23 protein-coding genes are annotated in these 13,906 nt (G+C 65.2%); 21 read left to right on the top strand and 2 right to left on the bottom strand.

The features are described 5' to 3' along the window. The first annotated feature begins 50 nt into the window (after positions 1-50). The 13 genes from rplN (at position 51) to map (ending at position 7,217) form a co-directional block, all read left to right on the top strand. On the top strand, positions 51-419 hold the full coding sequence (rplN, locus tag J2X34_RS00425) for a 50S ribosomal protein L14 (protein WP_114718852.1): 369 nt from the start codon (positions 51-53) through the stop codon (positions 417-419). Further along, positions 419-736 (top strand): 50S ribosomal protein L24, encoded by a 318-nt coding sequence (gene rplX / locus J2X34_RS00420; RefSeq protein WP_114718853.1) that lies wholly within the window; start codon positions 419-421, stop codon positions 734-736. The genes rplN and rplX overlap by 1 nt, the downstream gene beginning before the upstream one ends. 1 nt (position 737) lies before the next feature. Next, entirely contained in the window at positions 738-1,304 is a 567-nt protein-coding gene (gene rplE / locus J2X34_RS00415) for a 50S ribosomal protein L5 (protein WP_114718854.1), read from the top strand. 4 nt (positions 1,305-1,308) lie between these two features. Then, on the top strand, positions 1,309-1,494 hold the full coding sequence (locus J2X34_RS00410) for a type Z 30S ribosomal protein S14 (protein WP_107982812.1): 186 nt from the start codon (positions 1,309-1,311) through the stop codon (positions 1,492-1,494). A gap of 174 nt (positions 1,495-1,668) precedes the next feature. Next, a complete protein-coding gene (gene rpsH / locus J2X34_RS00405; protein ID WP_031937772.1) occupies positions 1,669-2,067 on the top strand; it encodes a 30S ribosomal protein S8 in 399 nt (132 codons plus the stop codon). Positions 2,068-2,081: 14 nt separating this feature from the next. Then, on the top strand, positions 2,082-2,618 hold the full coding sequence (gene rplF, locus J2X34_RS00400; protein WP_114718855.1) for a 50S ribosomal protein L6: 537 nt from the start codon (positions 2,082-2,084) through the stop codon (positions 2,616-2,618). 1 nt (position 2,619) lies between these two features. Then, a complete protein-coding gene (gene rplR / locus J2X34_RS00395; RefSeq protein WP_114718856.1) occupies positions 2,620-3,027 on the top strand; it encodes a 50S ribosomal protein L18 in 408 nt (135 codons plus the stop codon). Positions 3,028-3,058: 31 nt separating this feature from the next. Further along, the gene (gene rpsE, locus J2X34_RS00390) at positions 3,059-3,706 is read left to right on the top strand and encodes a 30S ribosomal protein S5 (protein ID WP_114718857.1); all 648 of its coding nucleotides are present in this window, start codon (positions 3,059-3,061) and stop codon (positions 3,704-3,706) included. After that, positions 3,706-3,885, top strand: a complete 180-nt coding sequence (rpmD, locus tag J2X34_RS00385; RefSeq protein ID WP_114718858.1) for a 50S ribosomal protein L30 — start codon at positions 3,706-3,708, stop codon at positions 3,883-3,885. Before rpsE ends, rpmD begins: the two co-directional genes overlap by 1 nt. Before the next feature lie 2 nt (positions 3,886-3,887). Beyond that, positions 3,888-4,328, top strand: coding sequence for a 50S ribosomal protein L15 (gene rplO, locus J2X34_RS00380; RefSeq protein WP_114718859.1), 441 nt, complete (start codon positions 3,888-3,890; stop codon positions 4,326-4,328). Positions 4,329-4,549: 221 nt separating this feature from the next. Beyond that, positions 4,550-5,872: a preprotein translocase subunit SecY gene (secY, locus tag J2X34_RS00375; protein ID WP_429515835.1), complete on the top strand. Its 1,323-nt coding sequence runs from the start codon at positions 4,550-4,552 to the stop codon at positions 5,870-5,872. After that, positions 5,869-6,414 (top strand): adenylate kinase, encoded by a 546-nt coding sequence (locus J2X34_RS00370; RefSeq protein ID WP_114718861.1) that lies wholly within the window; start codon positions 5,869-5,871, stop codon positions 6,412-6,414. The genes secY and J2X34_RS00370 overlap by 4 nt, the downstream gene beginning before the upstream one ends. Continuing rightward, entirely contained in the window at positions 6,414-7,217 is an 804-nt protein-coding gene (gene map / locus J2X34_RS00365) for a type I methionyl aminopeptidase (protein WP_429515834.1), read from the top strand. Before J2X34_RS00370 ends, map begins: the two co-directional genes overlap by 1 nt. Positions 7,218-7,298: 81 nt before the next feature. On the opposite strand, the gene dtd is transcribed toward map, so the two are convergent. After that, the gene (gene dtd, locus J2X34_RS00360; protein ID WP_114718863.1) at positions 7,299-7,736 is read right to left on the bottom strand and encodes a D-aminoacyl-tRNA deacylase; all 438 of its coding nucleotides are present in this window, start codon (positions 7,734-7,736) and stop codon (positions 7,299-7,301) included. A gap of 282 nt (positions 7,737-8,018) precedes the next feature. On the opposite strand from dtd, the gene infA reads away from it, so the two are divergent. The 8 genes from infA (at position 8,019) to truA (ending at position 12,725) form a co-directional block, all read left to right on the top strand. Further along, positions 8,019-8,240 (top strand): translation initiation factor IF-1, encoded by a 222-nt coding sequence (infA, locus tag J2X34_RS00355; RefSeq protein WP_003418601.1) that lies wholly within the window; start codon positions 8,019-8,021, stop codon positions 8,238-8,240. A 78-nt stretch (positions 8,241-8,318) separates the two neighbouring features. Continuing rightward, a complete protein-coding gene (rpmJ, locus tag J2X34_RS00350; RefSeq protein ID WP_003938068.1) occupies positions 8,319-8,432 on the top strand; it encodes a 50S ribosomal protein L36 in 114 nt (37 codons plus the stop codon). 215 nt (positions 8,433-8,647) lie between these two features. Next, positions 8,648-9,016: a 30S ribosomal protein S13 gene (gene rpsM, locus J2X34_RS00345; protein ID WP_114718864.1), complete on the top strand. Its 369-nt coding sequence runs from the start codon at positions 8,648-8,650 to the stop codon at positions 9,014-9,016. Then, positions 9,016-9,429, top strand: a complete 414-nt coding sequence (gene rpsK, locus J2X34_RS00340) for a 30S ribosomal protein S11 (protein WP_005239680.1) — start codon at positions 9,016-9,018, stop codon at positions 9,427-9,429. Before rpsM ends, rpsK begins: the two co-directional genes overlap by 1 nt. 26 nt (positions 9,430-9,455) lie before the next feature. Beyond that, positions 9,456-10,061: a 30S ribosomal protein S4 gene (gene rpsD / locus J2X34_RS00335; protein ID WP_114718865.1), complete on the top strand. Its 606-nt coding sequence runs from the start codon at positions 9,456-9,458 to the stop codon at positions 10,059-10,061. 102 nt (positions 10,062-10,163) lie between these two features. After that, on the top strand, positions 10,164-11,228 hold the full coding sequence (locus J2X34_RS00330) for a DNA-directed RNA polymerase subunit alpha (RefSeq protein WP_114718866.1): 1,065 nt from the start codon (positions 10,164-10,166) through the stop codon (positions 11,226-11,228). 55 nt (positions 11,229-11,283) lie between these two features. Further along, positions 11,284-11,829: a 50S ribosomal protein L17 gene (gene rplQ / locus J2X34_RS00325; RefSeq protein ID WP_114718867.1), complete on the top strand. Its 546-nt coding sequence runs from the start codon at positions 11,284-11,286 to the stop codon at positions 11,827-11,829. A gap of 5 nt (positions 11,830-11,834) precedes the next feature. Continuing rightward, positions 11,835-12,725, top strand: coding sequence for a tRNA pseudouridine(38-40) synthase TruA (gene truA, locus J2X34_RS00320; RefSeq protein ID WP_429515826.1), 891 nt, complete (start codon positions 11,835-11,837; stop codon positions 12,723-12,725). Positions 12,726-12,728: 3 nt separating this feature from the next. Here truA and J2X34_RS00315 read toward each other — a convergent pair whose 3' ends face one another. Then, on the bottom strand, positions 12,729-13,871 hold the full coding sequence (locus tag J2X34_RS00315) for an acyl-CoA dehydrogenase family protein (RefSeq protein WP_429515824.1): 1,143 nt from the start codon (positions 13,869-13,871) through the stop codon (positions 12,729-12,731). Positions 13,872-13,906: the final 35 nt, after the last annotated feature.

Genomic DNA, 13,906 nt, shown 5'->3' with positions numbered 1-13,906 from the left:
AGCCACTGTGGTTCGTTCTGGTCGAAACAAGCCAGGTCAAGGAGAAGTTAGTGATTCAGCAGGAGTCGCGACTGCGCGTCGCCGACAACACGGGTGCCAAGGAGATTCTCTGCATCCGCGTTCTCGGTGGCTCGTCTCGTCGCTACGCCGGGATCGGCGACATCATTGTCGCCACCGTCAAGGACGCCGTCCCGGGTGGAAACGTGAAGAAGGGCGAGGTCGTCAAGGCCGTCATCGTCCGCACCGCCAAGGAGCGTCGTCGTCCGGACGGCTCGTACATCAAGTTCGACGAGAACGCTGCCGTCATCATCAAGGCGGACAACGATCCTCGCGGTACCCGCATCTTCGGCCCCGTCGGCCGTGAGCTGCGCGAGAAGAAGTTCATGAAGATCGTCTCGCTCGCCCCGGAGGTGCTGTGATGAAGGTGCACAAGGGTGACACCGTGCTGGTCATCTCCGGCAAGGACAAGGGCGCGAAGGGCAAGGTCATTCAGGCCTTCCCCGCGACCAACAAGGTCCTGGTCGAGGGCGTGAACCGCATCAAGAAGCACACCGCGGTCTCTGCGAACGAGCGTGGCGCCTCCTCGGGCGGCATCGTGACGCAGGAAGCCCCGATCCACGTTTCCAACGTCGCGGTCGTCGACTCGGACGGTAACCCCACTCGCGTGGGCTACCGCACCGATGAGGAGACCGGCAAGAACGTTCGTATTTCCCGGAAGAACGGGAAGGACATCTGACATGACCTCCACTGAGAACAAGACCCAGCCGCGCCTGAAGGCCCGCTACCGTGCGGAGATCAAGGACGCGCTGAACGCGGAGTTCGACTACGCGAACGTCATGCAGATCCCCGGCGTCGTCAAGGTCGTCGTCAACATGGGTGTCGGCGACGCCGCCCGTGACGCGAAGCTGATCAACGGCGCGGTTGCCGATCTCGCTCTGATCACCGGTCAGAAGCCCGAGATCCGCAAGGCCCGCAAGTCCATCGCGCAGTTCAAGCTGCGTGAAGGCATGCCGATCGGCGCGCGCGTCACGCTGCGTGGCGACCGCATGTGGGAGTTCCTGGATCGCCTGGTGTCGATCGCGCTGCCCCGTATCAGGGACTTCCGCGGTCTGTCGGGCACCCAGTTCGACGGCAACGGCAACTACACGTTCGGCCTCAACGAGCAGTCGATGTTCCACGAGATCGACGTGGACAAGATCGATCGTCCGCGCGGTATGGACATCACCGTCGTGACCACCGCCACCAACAACGAAGAAGGCCGTGCGCTGCTCAAGCACCTCGGCTTCCCGTTCAAGGAGAACTGAGCCCATGGCTAAGAAGGCACTGGTCAACAAGGCCAACAAGAAGCCGAAGTTCGCGGTGCGCGCGTACACCCGCTGCCAGAAGTGCGGCCGTCCGCACGCGGTGTTCCGCAAGTTCGGCCTGTGCCGTATCTGCGTTCGCGAGATGGCACACGCCGGCGAACTGCCGGGCGTTCACAAGAGCTCCTGGTAACCCACTCCGGGTTACACAGACTTCCGTTCCGCACCCGCGGAACGGTGAAGGTAAGAACCACTTCGTTGTAGGCCCACGACCGGGCCGGCCCCGCTCCCTCCGATTCGTCGGGGGAGCGGGGCCGGGACCGGTGTTGCATGGGAACCCCAACGAGAAAGGTGCACAGGTCAACTCATGACCATGACTGATCCGATCGCAGACTTCTTGACGCGTCTGCGTAATGCCAACTCGGCGTACCACGACGAGGTGAAGCTGCCGCACTCGAAGATCAAGGCGAACATCGCCGAGATCCTCAAGCGCGAGGGCTACATCGCGGACTACCGCACCGAGGATGCCGAGGTCGGCAAGACGCTGATCGTCGACCTCAAGTACGGCCCGAGCCGCGAGCGCAGCCTCGCCGGCGTCCGCCGTGTTTCCAAGCCCGGTCTGCGCGTGTACGCGAAGTCCACCAACCTGCCCAAGGTCCTGGGCGGCCTCGGCGTGGCGATCATCTCCACGTCTTCCGGCCTGCTCACCGATCGTCAGGCGGCCAATCAGGGAGTGGGCGGGGAAGTCCTCGCCTACGTCTGGTAAGGGAGGCCACCACTATGTCGCGTATTGGAAAGATTCCGGTCGCCGTCCCCGCGGGCGTCGACGTGACCATCACCGGACAGGACGTCGCGGTCAAGGGCCCCAAGGGCACCCTGACGATGACCGTCTCGGAGCCGATCTCGGTCGCACAGGAGGACGGTGCCCTTCAGGTCACCCGTCCCGACGACGAGCGTCGCAGCCGCGCGCTGCACGGTCTGTCGCGCACCCTGGTGCAGAACATGATCATCGGTGTTACCGCTGGTTACACCACCAAGATGGAGATCCACGGCGTCGGTTACCGTGTGGCACTGAAGGGCCAGGACCTCGAGTTCTCGCTCGGCTACAGCCACCCGGTCCCGATCGAGGCTCCGGAGGGCATCACCTTCGCTGTCGAGTCGCCGACCCGGTTCTCGATCACCGGCATCGACAAGCAGAAGGTCGGCCAGATCGCGGCCAACATCCGTCGTCTGCGCAAGTCCGACCCGTACAAGGGCAAGGGCATCCGCTACGAGGGTGAGCAGGTCCGTCGCAAGGTCGGAAAGACGGGTAAGTGATATGAGCCAGACTGCAAATCAGAAAGCCAAGCGGATTCCGCTCGGCAAGGACGCGTCCACGACGCGTCGTCTGTCGAAGGCGCGTCGTCACTTCCGTCTCCGCAAGAAGGTCTCCGGCACCCCGGAGCGTCCCCGTCTGGTGGTGAACCGCTCCGCGCGGCACATCCACGTGCAGCTGGTGGACGATCTGGCCGGCAAGACCCTCGCTGCTGCGTCGACCATCGAGGCCGACGTGCGTGCGCTGGACGGCGACAAGAGCGCCCGTGGCGCGAAGGTCGGTCAGCTGATCGCCGAGCGTGCCAAGGCAGCCGGCGTGGAGACCGTGGTCTTCGACCGCGGTGGCCACACCTACACGGGTCGCATCGCGGCCCTGGCCGACGCCGCTCGCGAAGGCGGGTTGAAGTTCTGATGACCAACGTTACTAACGGAAGGAATGCCTGATGCCGGGACGTCAAAGGCGTGACGGCGGAAGCGGACCCGCCGGACAGAATGGGCCGAACAGCGGCAGTGGCGACAACCGTGGCGGCCGTGACCGTCGCGACAACCGCCGCGACAACGCTGCCGAGAAGTCGAACTTCATCGAGCGGGTTGTCTCCATCAACCGCGTCTCGAAGGTCGTCAAGGGTGGTCGTCGCTTCAGCTTCACCGCTCTGGTGATCGTGGGCGACGGCAACGGACTCGTCGGCGTCGGCTACGGAAAGGCCAAGGAAGTTCCCGCGGCCATCCAGAAGGGTGTCGAGGAGGCTCGCAAGAGCTTCTTCCGCGTGCCGCTCATCGGCAGCACCATCACGCACCCGGTGCAGGGCGAGGCCGCTGCCGGCGTCGTCATGCTGCGTCCGGCAAGCCCCGGTACCGGTGTTATCGCCGGTGGCGCGGTGCGTGCCGTGCTCGAGTGCGCGGGTGTCTCCGACATCCTGGCCAAGTCGCTCGGTAGCGACAACGCCATCAACGTCGTGCACGCGACCGTTGCTGCCCTCAAGGGTCTGCAGCGTCCGGAAGAGGTTGCGGCTCGCCGTGGCCTGCCCATCGAGGACGTTGCCCCCGCCGGCATGCTGCGCGCTCGTGCACAGGCTGGGAGCGTGAAGTAATGGCACAGCTCAAGGTCACTCAGGTCAAGAGCACCATCGGCACCAAGCAGAACCAGCGGGACAGCCTGCGCACCCTCGGACTGAAGGGCATCCGCCAGTCGGTCGTTCGTGAGGACAACGCGCAGAACCGCGGTCTGATCAACGTGGTGCGCCACCTCGTCACAGTTGAGGAGGTCTAACCATGACCATCAAGTTGCACCACCTGCGCCCCGCGCCCGGCGCCAAGACCGACAAGACTCGCGTCGGTCGCGGTGAGGGCTCGAAGGGTAAGACCGCCGGTCGCGGTACGAAGGGCACCAAGGCCCGGAAGAACGTGTCGGCCGCCTTCGAGGGTGGACAGATGCCGCTGCACATGCGTCTGCCCAAGCTCAAGGGCTTCACCAACCCGTTCCGCACCGAGTACCAGGTCGTCAACGTCGGCGACATCGCTCGTCTGTTCCCCGAGGGTGGACAGATCGGCGTTGCCGAGCTCGTTGCCGCTGGTGCGGTTCGCAAGAACCAGCTCGTGAAGGTTCTCGCCGAGGGTGAGCTCACGGTCGCCGTTCAGGTCACCGCGAACAAGTTCTCCGGCGCTGCCAAGGAGAAGATCGCCGCTGCCGGTGGTACCACCACCGAGCTGTGATTTCGCTCAGCTAGCTGTCGAATGGCCGCAACTCTGCCCAATCGGGTCGAGTTGCGGCCATTCGCCGCTCTGCAGGGTGTCTTGTCGGCATACTGTTGAGCAGCCGGCCCCAGGCAACGGGGCTGTGATTTCATGTGTCACTGTTAGAGTTCTAGAGTTCTGCAATCCATGGGACGGGTCATTCGACTTGGCTCCCCGTATGTCGTGCGCCAGGAGGATCTTTGCTTTCCGCCTTTGTCTCGGCCCTCAGGACGCCTGACCTGAGGCGGAAGATCCTCTTCACTCTCGGTCTCGTCGCCCTGTATCGCCTCGGCGCGACACTGCCCTCTCCCGGTGTCGACTACGGCAATGTCCGTGCATGTATCGACCAGGTGTCGGGTGGCGAGTCCGCCGGCATCTACTCGCTGATCAACCTGTTCTCCGGCGGTGCGCTACTGCAGCTGTCGGTGTTCGCGATCGGCATCATGCCGTACATCACGGCCAGCATCATCGTGCAGCTGCTCACCGTCGTCATCCCGAAGTTCGAGGAACTCCGCAAGGAGGGCCAATCGGGCCAGGCGAAGATGACGCAGTACACGCGTTACCTGTCGATCGCGCTCGCGATCCTGCAGTCCACCGGCATCGTCGCGCTCGCTGCGCGAGGGCAGCTGTTGCAGGGCTGTACGCAGTCGATCATCGCGGACGAGAGCGTCTTCGGTCTGATCATCATCGTCCTCGTCATGACCGCCGGCGCGGCGCTCGTGATGTGGTTCGGTGAGCTGATCACCGAGCGCGGTGTCGGCAACGGCATGTCGCTGCTGATCTTCGCCGGTATCGCCTCGCGTATCCCGTCCGAGGGCAAGACGATCCTCGACAGCCGCGGCGGACTGACGTTCGCGCTCGTGTGTGTGGCCGCGCTGGCCATCATCGCCGGTGTCGTCTTCGTCGAGCAGGGCCAGCGGCGCATCCCGGTGCAGTACGCGAAGCGGATGGTCGGCCGCAAGATGTACGGCGGTTCGTCGACCTACCTGCCCCTGAAGGTCAACCAGGCCGGCGTCATCCCGGTGATCTTCGCGTCGTCCCTGCTGTACCTGCCGAACCTGGTCGCGCAGCTCACCGGTGCCAACACGAGCCCCGATCCGAGCTGGTGGCAGCGTTTCATCAACGAGTACCTGGTGAACCCGGCCAACCCGGTCTACATCCTGATCTACTTCGGCATGATCGTCTTCTTCACGTACTTCTACGTCGCGATCACCTTCAATCCGGAGGAACGCGCGGACGAGATGAAGAAGTTCGGTGGCTTCATCCCGGGCATCCGTCCCGGCCGGCCGACCGCCGACTACCTGAACTACGTACTGAGCCGTATCACCTTGCCGGGCGCCATCTACCTCGGCACCATCGCAGTCCTGCCGAATCTGTTCCTCGATATCGGCAATTCGGGCGGCGCAGCGAACCTGCCGTTCGGTGGCACCGCGGTGCTGATTATGGTCAGTGTGGGCCTCGATACCGTTAAGCAGATCGAGAGCCAGCTTATGCAGCGAAACTATGAAGGGTTCCTCAAGTGAGACTTGTCCTCCTTGGTCCTCCCGGTGCCGGTAAAGGCACCCAGGCCGCGATCCTGTCCGAGAAGCTGGGCGTTCCGCACATCTCCACCGGAGATCTGTTCCGCGCCAACATCGGGCAGGAGACCCCGCTGGGGCTCGAGGCCAAGAAGTACCTCGACGCAGGTGACCTGGTTCCCAGCGAGATCACGAACAACATGGTGAAGGCCCGCGTGGCCGAGCCCGACGCCGCCAACGGCTTCCTGCTCGACGGGTTCCCGCGCACGGTGGATCAGGCGAAGGCGCTGGAGGGCATCCTCGAGGGCCTGGACGCCAAGCTCGACGGTGTGCTCGCGTTCGACGTCGACGACGATGTCGTGGTCGAGCGGATGCTCGCCCGTGGTCGCGCCGACGACACCGAGGACGTCATCCGTAACCGCATGCGCGTCTACCGCGAGGAGACCGCACCCCTGCTCGACTACTACGCCGGCCATATCGTCACCGTCGACGCTGTCGGCGCTGTCGAAGAGGTCAACGCCCGCGCCCTGGCCGCGCTGGGGAAGTAATGGCATTCGGCCGCAAGCGCAAGGTCGTTCCGTTCCGCACGGCGGGTGAGCTCGACGCCATGGCGGCTGCGGGCGCGATCGTCGGGGCCGCCCTCGTGGCGGTGCGGGACGCGGCCAGGCCGGGTGTCAGCACGCTCGAGCTCGACCGGGTCGCCGAATCCGTCATCCGGGACGCCGGCGCGGTGCCGTCGTTCCTCGGATACCACGGGTTCACCGGATCCATCTGCTCGTCGGTCAACGATCGGGTCGTGCACGGTATCCCGTCCGCCGACGACATCCTGGTCGAGGGCGATCTGGTGTCGATCGACTGCGGGGCGATTCTCGACGGTTGGCACGGCGACTCCGCGTGGACGTTCGGCGTCGGCACTCTCAGCGAAGCGGACACCCAGCTGAGCGAGGCGACCCGGCTCTCGATGGAGGCCGGTATCGCCGCCATGATCGACGGCAACCGGCTCACCGACGTCTCGCACGCCATCGAGTTGGGCACGCATGCAGCGGAGAAACTGCACGGCAGGGCGTACGGAATCGTCGACGGCTACGGCGGTCACGCGATCGGCCGTGAGATGCACATGGATCCGTTCCTGCCGAACGAGGGTGCCCCCGGTAAGGGCCCGCACCTGGTTGTCGGGTCGGTCCTCGCGATCGAGCCGATGCTCACGCTCGGTACGTACGAGACCGAGGTGTTGGGCGACGACTGGACCGTGGTGACCACCGACGGAAGCCGTGCCGCCCACTGGGAGCACACCGTCGCGGTGACCGAGGACGGTCCGCGGATCCTCACCCTGCGTCCCGGGGACAACTGAAGATCTCGAAGACGCCGAACGGGCAGTGGGTCACCCGCTGCCCGTTCGGCGTTTCTGCGTTTTCCTCGGACGGGCCGCGCGTCAGCCGTCGAGCAGGACGGTGACCGGTCCGTCGTTGACGAGGCTGACCCGCATGTCTGCGCCGAACCGGCCGGCCTCGACGGTGGCCCCCAGTTCCCGGAGCGCTTCGGCGAAGGCGTCGACGAGTGGTTCGGCCACGGCGCGGGGCGCGGCGGGGGACCACGACGGTCGGCGGCTGCGGCGGGTGTCGGCCATGAGTGTGAACTGGCTGACGACGAGGATCGGCGCGTCGACATCGGACGCGGACTTCTCGTCGTCGAGGATGCGCAGTCGCCACACTCGTCGCGCGAGGTTCGATGCTGCGGTGGGGTCGTCGTCGTGTCCGACGCCGAGAAGGACGAGCAGTCCCTGCCCTCCGTCGCCCGGCTCGATCCGGCCGACCTCCTCGCCGTCGACCTCGACGGCTGCCGAAGTGACGCGTTGGACGAGTGCGCGCATGTGCGGTGCGTATCCCTTCTCGGAGGTTTCTCGGAGGCTCCGGCGAGGCTTCGTGGCGCTTCCGGGTGGCGGCCGGTCGTACCGACTCGAGGCCTCATTTGGCCTGGTTGGGAAATGTCGGTAAGATGGATCAACGGTGCGCCCTGCGTATCGGTTGTCTGCCTGTCCGGCCTCGTGCCGGGGAGTCGTTCTCGACCGATAACGCCTGCAGGGCCGCCCTGTAGCGGATACCGGTGACGGTAGCCGATGCATCCAAACGCCACTCAACGGATCGCGGAGGATATGGCTAAGAAGGACGGGGCCATCGAGGTCGAGGGACGAGTTGTCGAGCCGCTGCCCAATGCGATGTTCCGCATTGAGCTGGAAAACGGCCACAAGGTCCTCGCACACATCAGCGGCAAGATGCGGCAGCACTACATTCGCATCCTTCCCGAGGACCGCGTGGTCGTGGAGCTGTCGCCCTACGACCTGTCGCGTGGACGCATCGTTTACCGCTACAAGTAGAAGCTTCCCCGGCCACACCCGGCCGGGGAAAACTGTGTCCGCCGTCCGGCGGACAGACAACAGGAGATCAGACGCAACGTGAAGGTTCAGCCTAGCGTCAAGAAGATCTGCGAGAAGTGCAAGGTGATTCGCCGTAACGGGCGCGTCATGGTGATCTGCGAGAACCTGCGTCACAAGCAGCGTCAGGGTTAATCCCAGCAGTTCACGGCTTCTTCGAGATCTGCTTGGCAACAAGCGCAAAGAAGACCTCTCAGCACCAACCGCTACCCGGGCCCAGGGAGATATCCCAAAGGCAGGTAACGGTCTACCCCCGGCACGGAGGCCGGGGCCCCACTGCGATTCGAACGCAGAGTCTTACGCAGGGGACGGACTGGGAGCAGACCTCCGCACACCGATAGGAATGCCACATGGCACGTCTCGCAGGTGTCGATCTTCCTCGCGAAAAGCGCATGGAGATCGCACTGACCTACATCTACGGCATCGGCCGTACCACCTCCAAGGAGATCCTGTCTGCCACGGGTGTCAACCCGGACCTGCGCAGCAAGGACCTGACCGACGAGGACCTCGCCAAGCTCCGCGAGTACATCGAGGAGTCGGTGAAGGTTGAGGGCGACCTGCGCCGCGAGGTGCAGGCCGACATCCGTCGCAAGATCGAGATCGGCTGCTACCAGGGCCTGCGCCACCGTCGTGGTCTGCCCGTGCGTGGTCAGCGCACCAAGACCAACGCGCGCACCCGTAAGGGTCCGAAGCGCACCGTCGCAGGGAAGAAGAAGTAATGCCTCCTAAGTCACGTAGCACCGGTCCGAAGAAGACCCAGAAGGCGCGTCGCAGGGACAAGAAGAACGTCCCGCACGGTGCCGCTCACATCAAGAGCACCTTCAACAACACGATCGTGTCGATCACCGACCCGGCCGGCAACGTCATCTCCTGGGCGTCGTCGGGCCACGTGGGCTTCAAGGGCTCGCGTAAGTCGACGCCGTTCGCTGCTCAGCTCGCTGCTGAGAACGCTGCCCGCAAGGCGCAGGAGCACGGCGTGAAGAAGGTCGACGTCTTCGTCAAGGGTCCGGGTTCGGGCCGCGAGACCGCGATCCGCTCGCTGCAGGCTGCAGGCCTCGAGGTCGGCACCATCTCCGATGTCACCCCCCAGCCGCACAACGGCTGCCGTCCGCCCAAGCGGCGTCGGGTTTAAGTAGCGGGAAGGATAGGTAAAAGAACATGGCACGTTATACCGGACCCATCACCCGCAAGTCGCGTCGTCTGCGCGTCGACCTCGTCGGAGGCGACCAGGCGTTCGAGCGGCGCCCGTACCCGCCGGGACAGCACGGCCGCGCGCGGATCAAGGAGAGCGAGTACCTGCTCCAGCTGCAGGAGAAGCAGAAGGCTCGCTTCACCTACGGCGTCATGGAGAAGCAGTTCCGTCGCTACTACCAGGAGGCGGTCAACCGCCCCGGTAAGACCGGTGAGAACCTGCTCCAGATCCTGGAGTCGCGTCTCGACAACGTCGTGTACCGCGCAGGCCTCGCTCGCACCCGCCGCCAGGCGCGTCAGCTGGTCACGCACGGTCACCTTCTCGTGAACAACAAGAAGGTCGACATCCCCAGCTACCGCGTCTCGCAGTACGACATCATCGATGTCCGCGAGAAGTCGCTGGCGACGCTGCCCTTCCAGATCGCCCGCGAGACCCAGGGCGACCGCCCGATCCCGGGTTGGCTGCAGGTGGTCGGTGGACGTCTTCGCATCCTGGTGCACCAGCTCCCCGAGCGTGCGCAGATCGAGGTTCCGCTGCAGGAACAGCTGATCGTCGAGTACTACTCGAAGTAAGGCGTAATGCCTGTGAGTGGCCGGTTCGCCGGCCACTCACAGGCCCCAAGCCTTTCCCATCGTGGGCGTCATATAGCGGACGCCCGTACAGGAGGAAATCCAATGCTCATTTCTCAGCGACCCACGCTGACCGAAGAGGTCATCGCTGAAAACCGCTCGAAGTTCGTCATCGAGCCCCTCGAGCCAGGCTTCGGGTACACCCTCGGCAATTCGCTGCGCCGCACCCTGCTGTCGTCGATCCCCGGCGCTGCTGTCACCAGCATCCGTATCGACGGCGTCCTGCACGAGTTCACCACCGTCCCGGGTGTGAAGGAAGATGTCACCGACATCATCCTGAACCTCAAGGGCCTGGTCGTGAGCTCCGAAGAGGACGAGCCGGTCACCATGTACGTCCGCAAGCAGGGCCCCGGTGCCGTGACTGCAGGCGACATCGTTCCGCCGGCAGGTGTCACGGTCAACAACCCGGATCTGCACATCGCCACCCTGAACGACAAGGGCAAGCTGGAGATCGAGCTCGTTGTCGAGCGCGGTCGCGGCTACGTCCCCGCCGTCCAGAACAAGGCGTCCGGCGCCGAGATCGGCCGTATCCCGGTCGACTCGATCTACTCGCCGGTGCTCAAGGTCACCTACAAGGTGGAGGCCACTCGCGTCGAGCAGCGCACCGACTTCGATCGGTTGATTCTCGACGTCGAGACCAAGAATTCCATCACCGCTCGGGATGCGCTCGCTTCGGCGGGCAAGACCCTGGTTGAGCTCTTCGGCCTGGCCCGTGAGCTGAACGTCGAAGCAGAAGGCATCGAGATCGGACCCTCGCCCGCCGAGGCCGATCACATCGCTTCCTTCGGACTCCCCATCGAGGATCTGGACCTCACGGTCCGTTCCTACAACTGCCTCAAGCGCGAGGGTGTTCACACCGTCGGCGAGCTGGTTGGTCGTACCGAGTCCGATCTGCTGGACATCCGCAATTTCGGACAGAAGTCCATCGACGAGGTGAAGGTCAAGCTCCATTCGCTCGGCCTCGCCCTCAAGGACAGCCCTGCGTCCTTCGACCCCACCACCGTTGCCGGCTACGACGCCGCCACCGGGACGTGGAGCGACACGGATGCCGGTTCCTTCAGCGACGCTGACGGGACCGAGCAGGACTACGCCGAGACCGAACAGCTTTAACCCGTAGCCCCCGGCACATGGGCAAATGTGCTGGGCGAGCCCTAGAGGAGCTCCAATGCCCAAGCCCAAGAAGGGTGCCCGCTTCGGCGGGTCGGCGTCGCACCAGAAGGCGATCTTCGCCAACCTGGCGACTGCTCTTTTCGAGCACGGCCGAATCACCACCACGGAGGCCAAGGCCAAGGCCCTGCGTCCGTACGCCGAGAAGCTCGTGACGCATGCCAAGGCTGGAACCCTGGCGCACCGTCGTGAGGTTCTCAAGGTGATCCGCAACAAGGATGTCGTGCACACCCTGTTCGCGGAGATCGGTCCGTTCTACGCCGACCGCAATGGCGGATACACCCGCATCATCAAGACCATTCCCCGTAAGGGCGACAACGCTCCGATGGCAATCATCGAGCTCGTCCAGGAGAAGACGGTCACCTCCGAGGCCGACCGCGCTCGTCGCGTTGCGGCTTCGCAGGCCCCCGCCGAGGAGAACGTGGTGGAGGCCGTCGAGGCCGACGCCACCGAGGCAGAGGTCGAGAACGCAGACGCAGTGATCGAGGCCGTCGAAGACGAGACCGCGACCGCAGCCGACGCCGACGAGGCCAAGAAGGACTAGTCCACTTGGTTTCGGCACATGCTGAATCGAACGAACCCGTCGTTCCCTCTGGGGACGGCGGGTTCGTTCGATTGCGGCTCGACATCTCGTACGACGGCACCGACTTCTCCGGGTGGGCGCGTCAGCCCGGCCGCCGCACGGTGTGCGGCGAGATCGAGGAGAAGCTCAGTGCGATCGTGCGCACCCCTGTTCTGCTCACGGTCGCCGGTCGCACCGACGCCGGCGTGCACGCGAGCGGCCAGGTCGCGCACGTCGACGTGCCGGCCGACATGATTCCGGACGATCCGTCGCGACTTGTCCGGCGCCTGGCCCGTTTCCTCCCGCGCGACGTGCGGGTCAAGAACGTCTCCTTTGCGCCAGAGCACTTCGATGCGCGGTTCTCCGCGATCCGCCGACACTACGAGTACCGCCTCACGACGGCACCGTACGGCGTCGATCCGTTGCGGGCCCGCGATACGGTCGCGTGGCCGAAGAATGTGGACGTCGACGCGATGCGGGCGGCCTCGTCGCGGCTGCTCGGGCTGCACGACTTCGCCGCGTTCTGCAAGCGGCGGGAGGGCGCGACAACGGTGCGCGAACTCCAGCGCTTCGATTGGGAACAATCAGGTCACGAGTTGACGGCGTTCGTCACCGCCGACGCTTTCTGCTGGTCGATGGTGCGCAGTCTGGTCGGCGCCGCGCTGGCAGTCGGCGAGGGCCGTCGCACGGTCGACTGGATGACGGGTCTGCTCTCCGAGCGTGAACGTGCCAGCGCCGTGGCCGTCGCTCCGGCACACGGACTTTCGCTGGTCCGGGTCGACTATCCCGCCGACGAGGATCTCGCCGCACGCAACGAGGCCACCCGGGAGACGCGCAGTGCGATCGATCCGGGCAGCCTCGGATGTTGCGGCGGCTGAGCGTCAGCCCGCGAGCTGGCGGGCGATGACCAGTCGCTGAATCTGGTTGGTGCCCTCGAAGATCTGCGTGATCTTCGCTTCGCGCATGTACCGCTCGACGGGGAAGTCCTGGGTGTAGCCGTAGCCGCCGAACACCTGGACCGCGTCGGTTGCGACCTTCATGGCCGCATCGGTCGCGATGAGCTTCGCGACGGAGGCATTCCGGGAGTAGGGCAGACCAGCGTCGCGGCGGCGGGCGGCGTCGATGTAGGTGGCGCGCGCCGAGTCGACGGCGGCCGCCATGTCGGCGAGCACGAAGCCCAGACCCTGGTGGTCGATGATCCGCTTGCCGAAAGCCTTGCGCTCCTTGGCGTATGCGACGGCGTCGTCGAGGGCGCCCTGTGCGAGTCCGACCGCCACCGCAGCGATGCCGAGGCGGCCCGAGTCCAGCGCGCTGAACGCGATGGGCAGGCCCTGTCCGGTCTTGCCGATCAGTCGCTCGCCAGGGACGAAGGCGTCGTCGTAGTGTGCGGCGGTGGTGGGGACCGCGCGCAGGCCCATCTTCTCCTCCGGCTTGCCGAAGCTCAGTCCCTCGGTGCCCTTCGGAACGAGGAAGCACGAGATGCCGCGGGCGCCTTCGTCGCTCGTGCGGGCGAACAGGGTGTAGAAGTCCGCCCGACCGCCGTTGGTGATCCACGCCTTGCTGCCGTTGATCCGGAATCCGCCGTCCACTTCGGTTGCCCGGCACGTCAGCGCCGCGGCGTCGGAGCCGGCCTGGGGTTCGGAGAGACTGTAGGCGCCGATGGTCTCGCCGCCGAGCATGTCGGGCAGCCACTTCGCCTTCTGGTCGTCGGTGCCGTGGGTGGCGAGCGCGAAGCACGACAGGCTGTGCACGCTCGTCGCGACGGCCACGGCCGCCCATCGGGCCGCGATCTCCTCGAGGACCTGCAGGTACACCTCGTAGGGTTGGTCGCCGCCGCCGAACTCCTCGGGGTACGGCAGGCTCAGCAGTCCGGCACGGCCGAGGGCGGGGAAGACGCCGTCGGGGAACGTCTCGTTCTTCTCGTGTTCGTCGACGATCGGCGCCAGCACCTTGTCGGCGACCTCGCGGGTGAGGTCGATCAGGTCGTGGGCTTCCTGGGTGGGCAGCAGGCGTTCGACGGGCACGGTGGTCTCCTCATGGTGGACCGAGAGCGGAAAGT

Origin of the sequence: Rhodococcus sp. BE178 (genome assembly GCF_050433545.1) — a bacterium.
In the GTDB taxonomy this organism is placed as follows: domain Bacteria; phylum Actinomycetota; class Actinomycetes; order Mycobacteriales; family Mycobacteriaceae; genus Prescottella.
This window is presented reverse-complemented; position numbering and strand designations above follow the sequence as displayed.

What these genes read in the sequence shown, in the direction of transcription:
- rplO (WP_114718859.1), top strand. Translation starts at nt 3,888, where the DNA reads ATGACCATCAAGTTGCACCACCTGCGCCCCGCGCCCGGCGCCAAGACC.
- J2X34_RS00410 (WP_107982812.1), top strand. Translation starts at nt 1,309, where the DNA reads ATGGCTAAGAAGGCACTGGTCAACAAGGCCAACAAGAAGCCGAAGTTC.
- rplR (WP_114718856.1), top strand. Translation starts at nt 2,620, where the DNA reads ATGAGCCAGACTGCAAATCAGAAAGCCAAGCGGATTCCGCTCGGCAAG.
- rpsK (WP_005239680.1), top strand. Translation starts at nt 9,016, where the DNA reads ATGCCTCCTAAGTCACGTAGCACCGGTCCGAAGAAGACCCAGAAGGCG.
- rpsD (WP_114718865.1), top strand. Translation starts at nt 9,456, where the DNA reads ATGGCACGTTATACCGGACCCATCACCCGCAAGTCGCGTCGTCTGCGC.
- rpsH (WP_031937772.1), top strand. Translation starts at nt 1,669, where the DNA reads ATGACCATGACTGATCCGATCGCAGACTTCTTGACGCGTCTGCGTAAT.
- rpsM (WP_114718864.1), top strand. Translation starts at nt 8,648, where the DNA reads ATGGCACGTCTCGCAGGTGTCGATCTTCCTCGCGAAAAGCGCATGGAG.
- map (WP_429515834.1), top strand. Translation starts at nt 6,414, where the DNA reads ATGGCATTCGGCCGCAAGCGCAAGGTCGTTCCGTTCCGCACGGCGGGT.
- rplX (WP_114718853.1), top strand. Translation starts at nt 419, where the DNA reads ATGAAGGTGCACAAGGGTGACACCGTGCTGGTCATCTCCGGCAAGGAC.
- infA (WP_003418601.1), top strand. Translation starts at nt 8,019, where the DNA reads ATGGCTAAGAAGGACGGGGCCATCGAGGTCGAGGGACGAGTTGTCGAG.
- J2X34_RS00330 (WP_114718866.1), top strand. Translation starts at nt 10,164, where the DNA reads ATGCTCATTTCTCAGCGACCCACGCTGACCGAAGAGGTCATCGCTGAA.
- rpmD (WP_114718858.1), top strand. Translation starts at nt 3,706, where the DNA reads ATGGCACAGCTCAAGGTCACTCAGGTCAAGAGCACCATCGGCACCAAG.
- rplF (WP_114718855.1), top strand. Translation starts at nt 2,082, where the DNA reads ATGTCGCGTATTGGAAAGATTCCGGTCGCCGTCCCCGCGGGCGTCGAC.
- rpsE (WP_114718857.1), top strand. Translation starts at nt 3,059, where the DNA reads ATGCCGGGACGTCAAAGGCGTGACGGCGGAAGCGGACCCGCCGGACAG.
- rplE (WP_114718854.1), top strand. Translation starts at nt 738, where the DNA reads ATGACCTCCACTGAGAACAAGACCCAGCCGCGCCTGAAGGCCCGCTAC.
- dtd (WP_114718863.1), bottom strand. Translation starts at nt 7,736, where the DNA reads ATGCGCGCACTCGTCCAACGCGTCACTTCGGCAGCCGTCGAGGTCGAC.
- rplQ (WP_114718867.1), top strand. Translation starts at nt 11,284, where the DNA reads ATGCCCAAGCCCAAGAAGGGTGCCCGCTTCGGCGGGTCGGCGTCGCAC.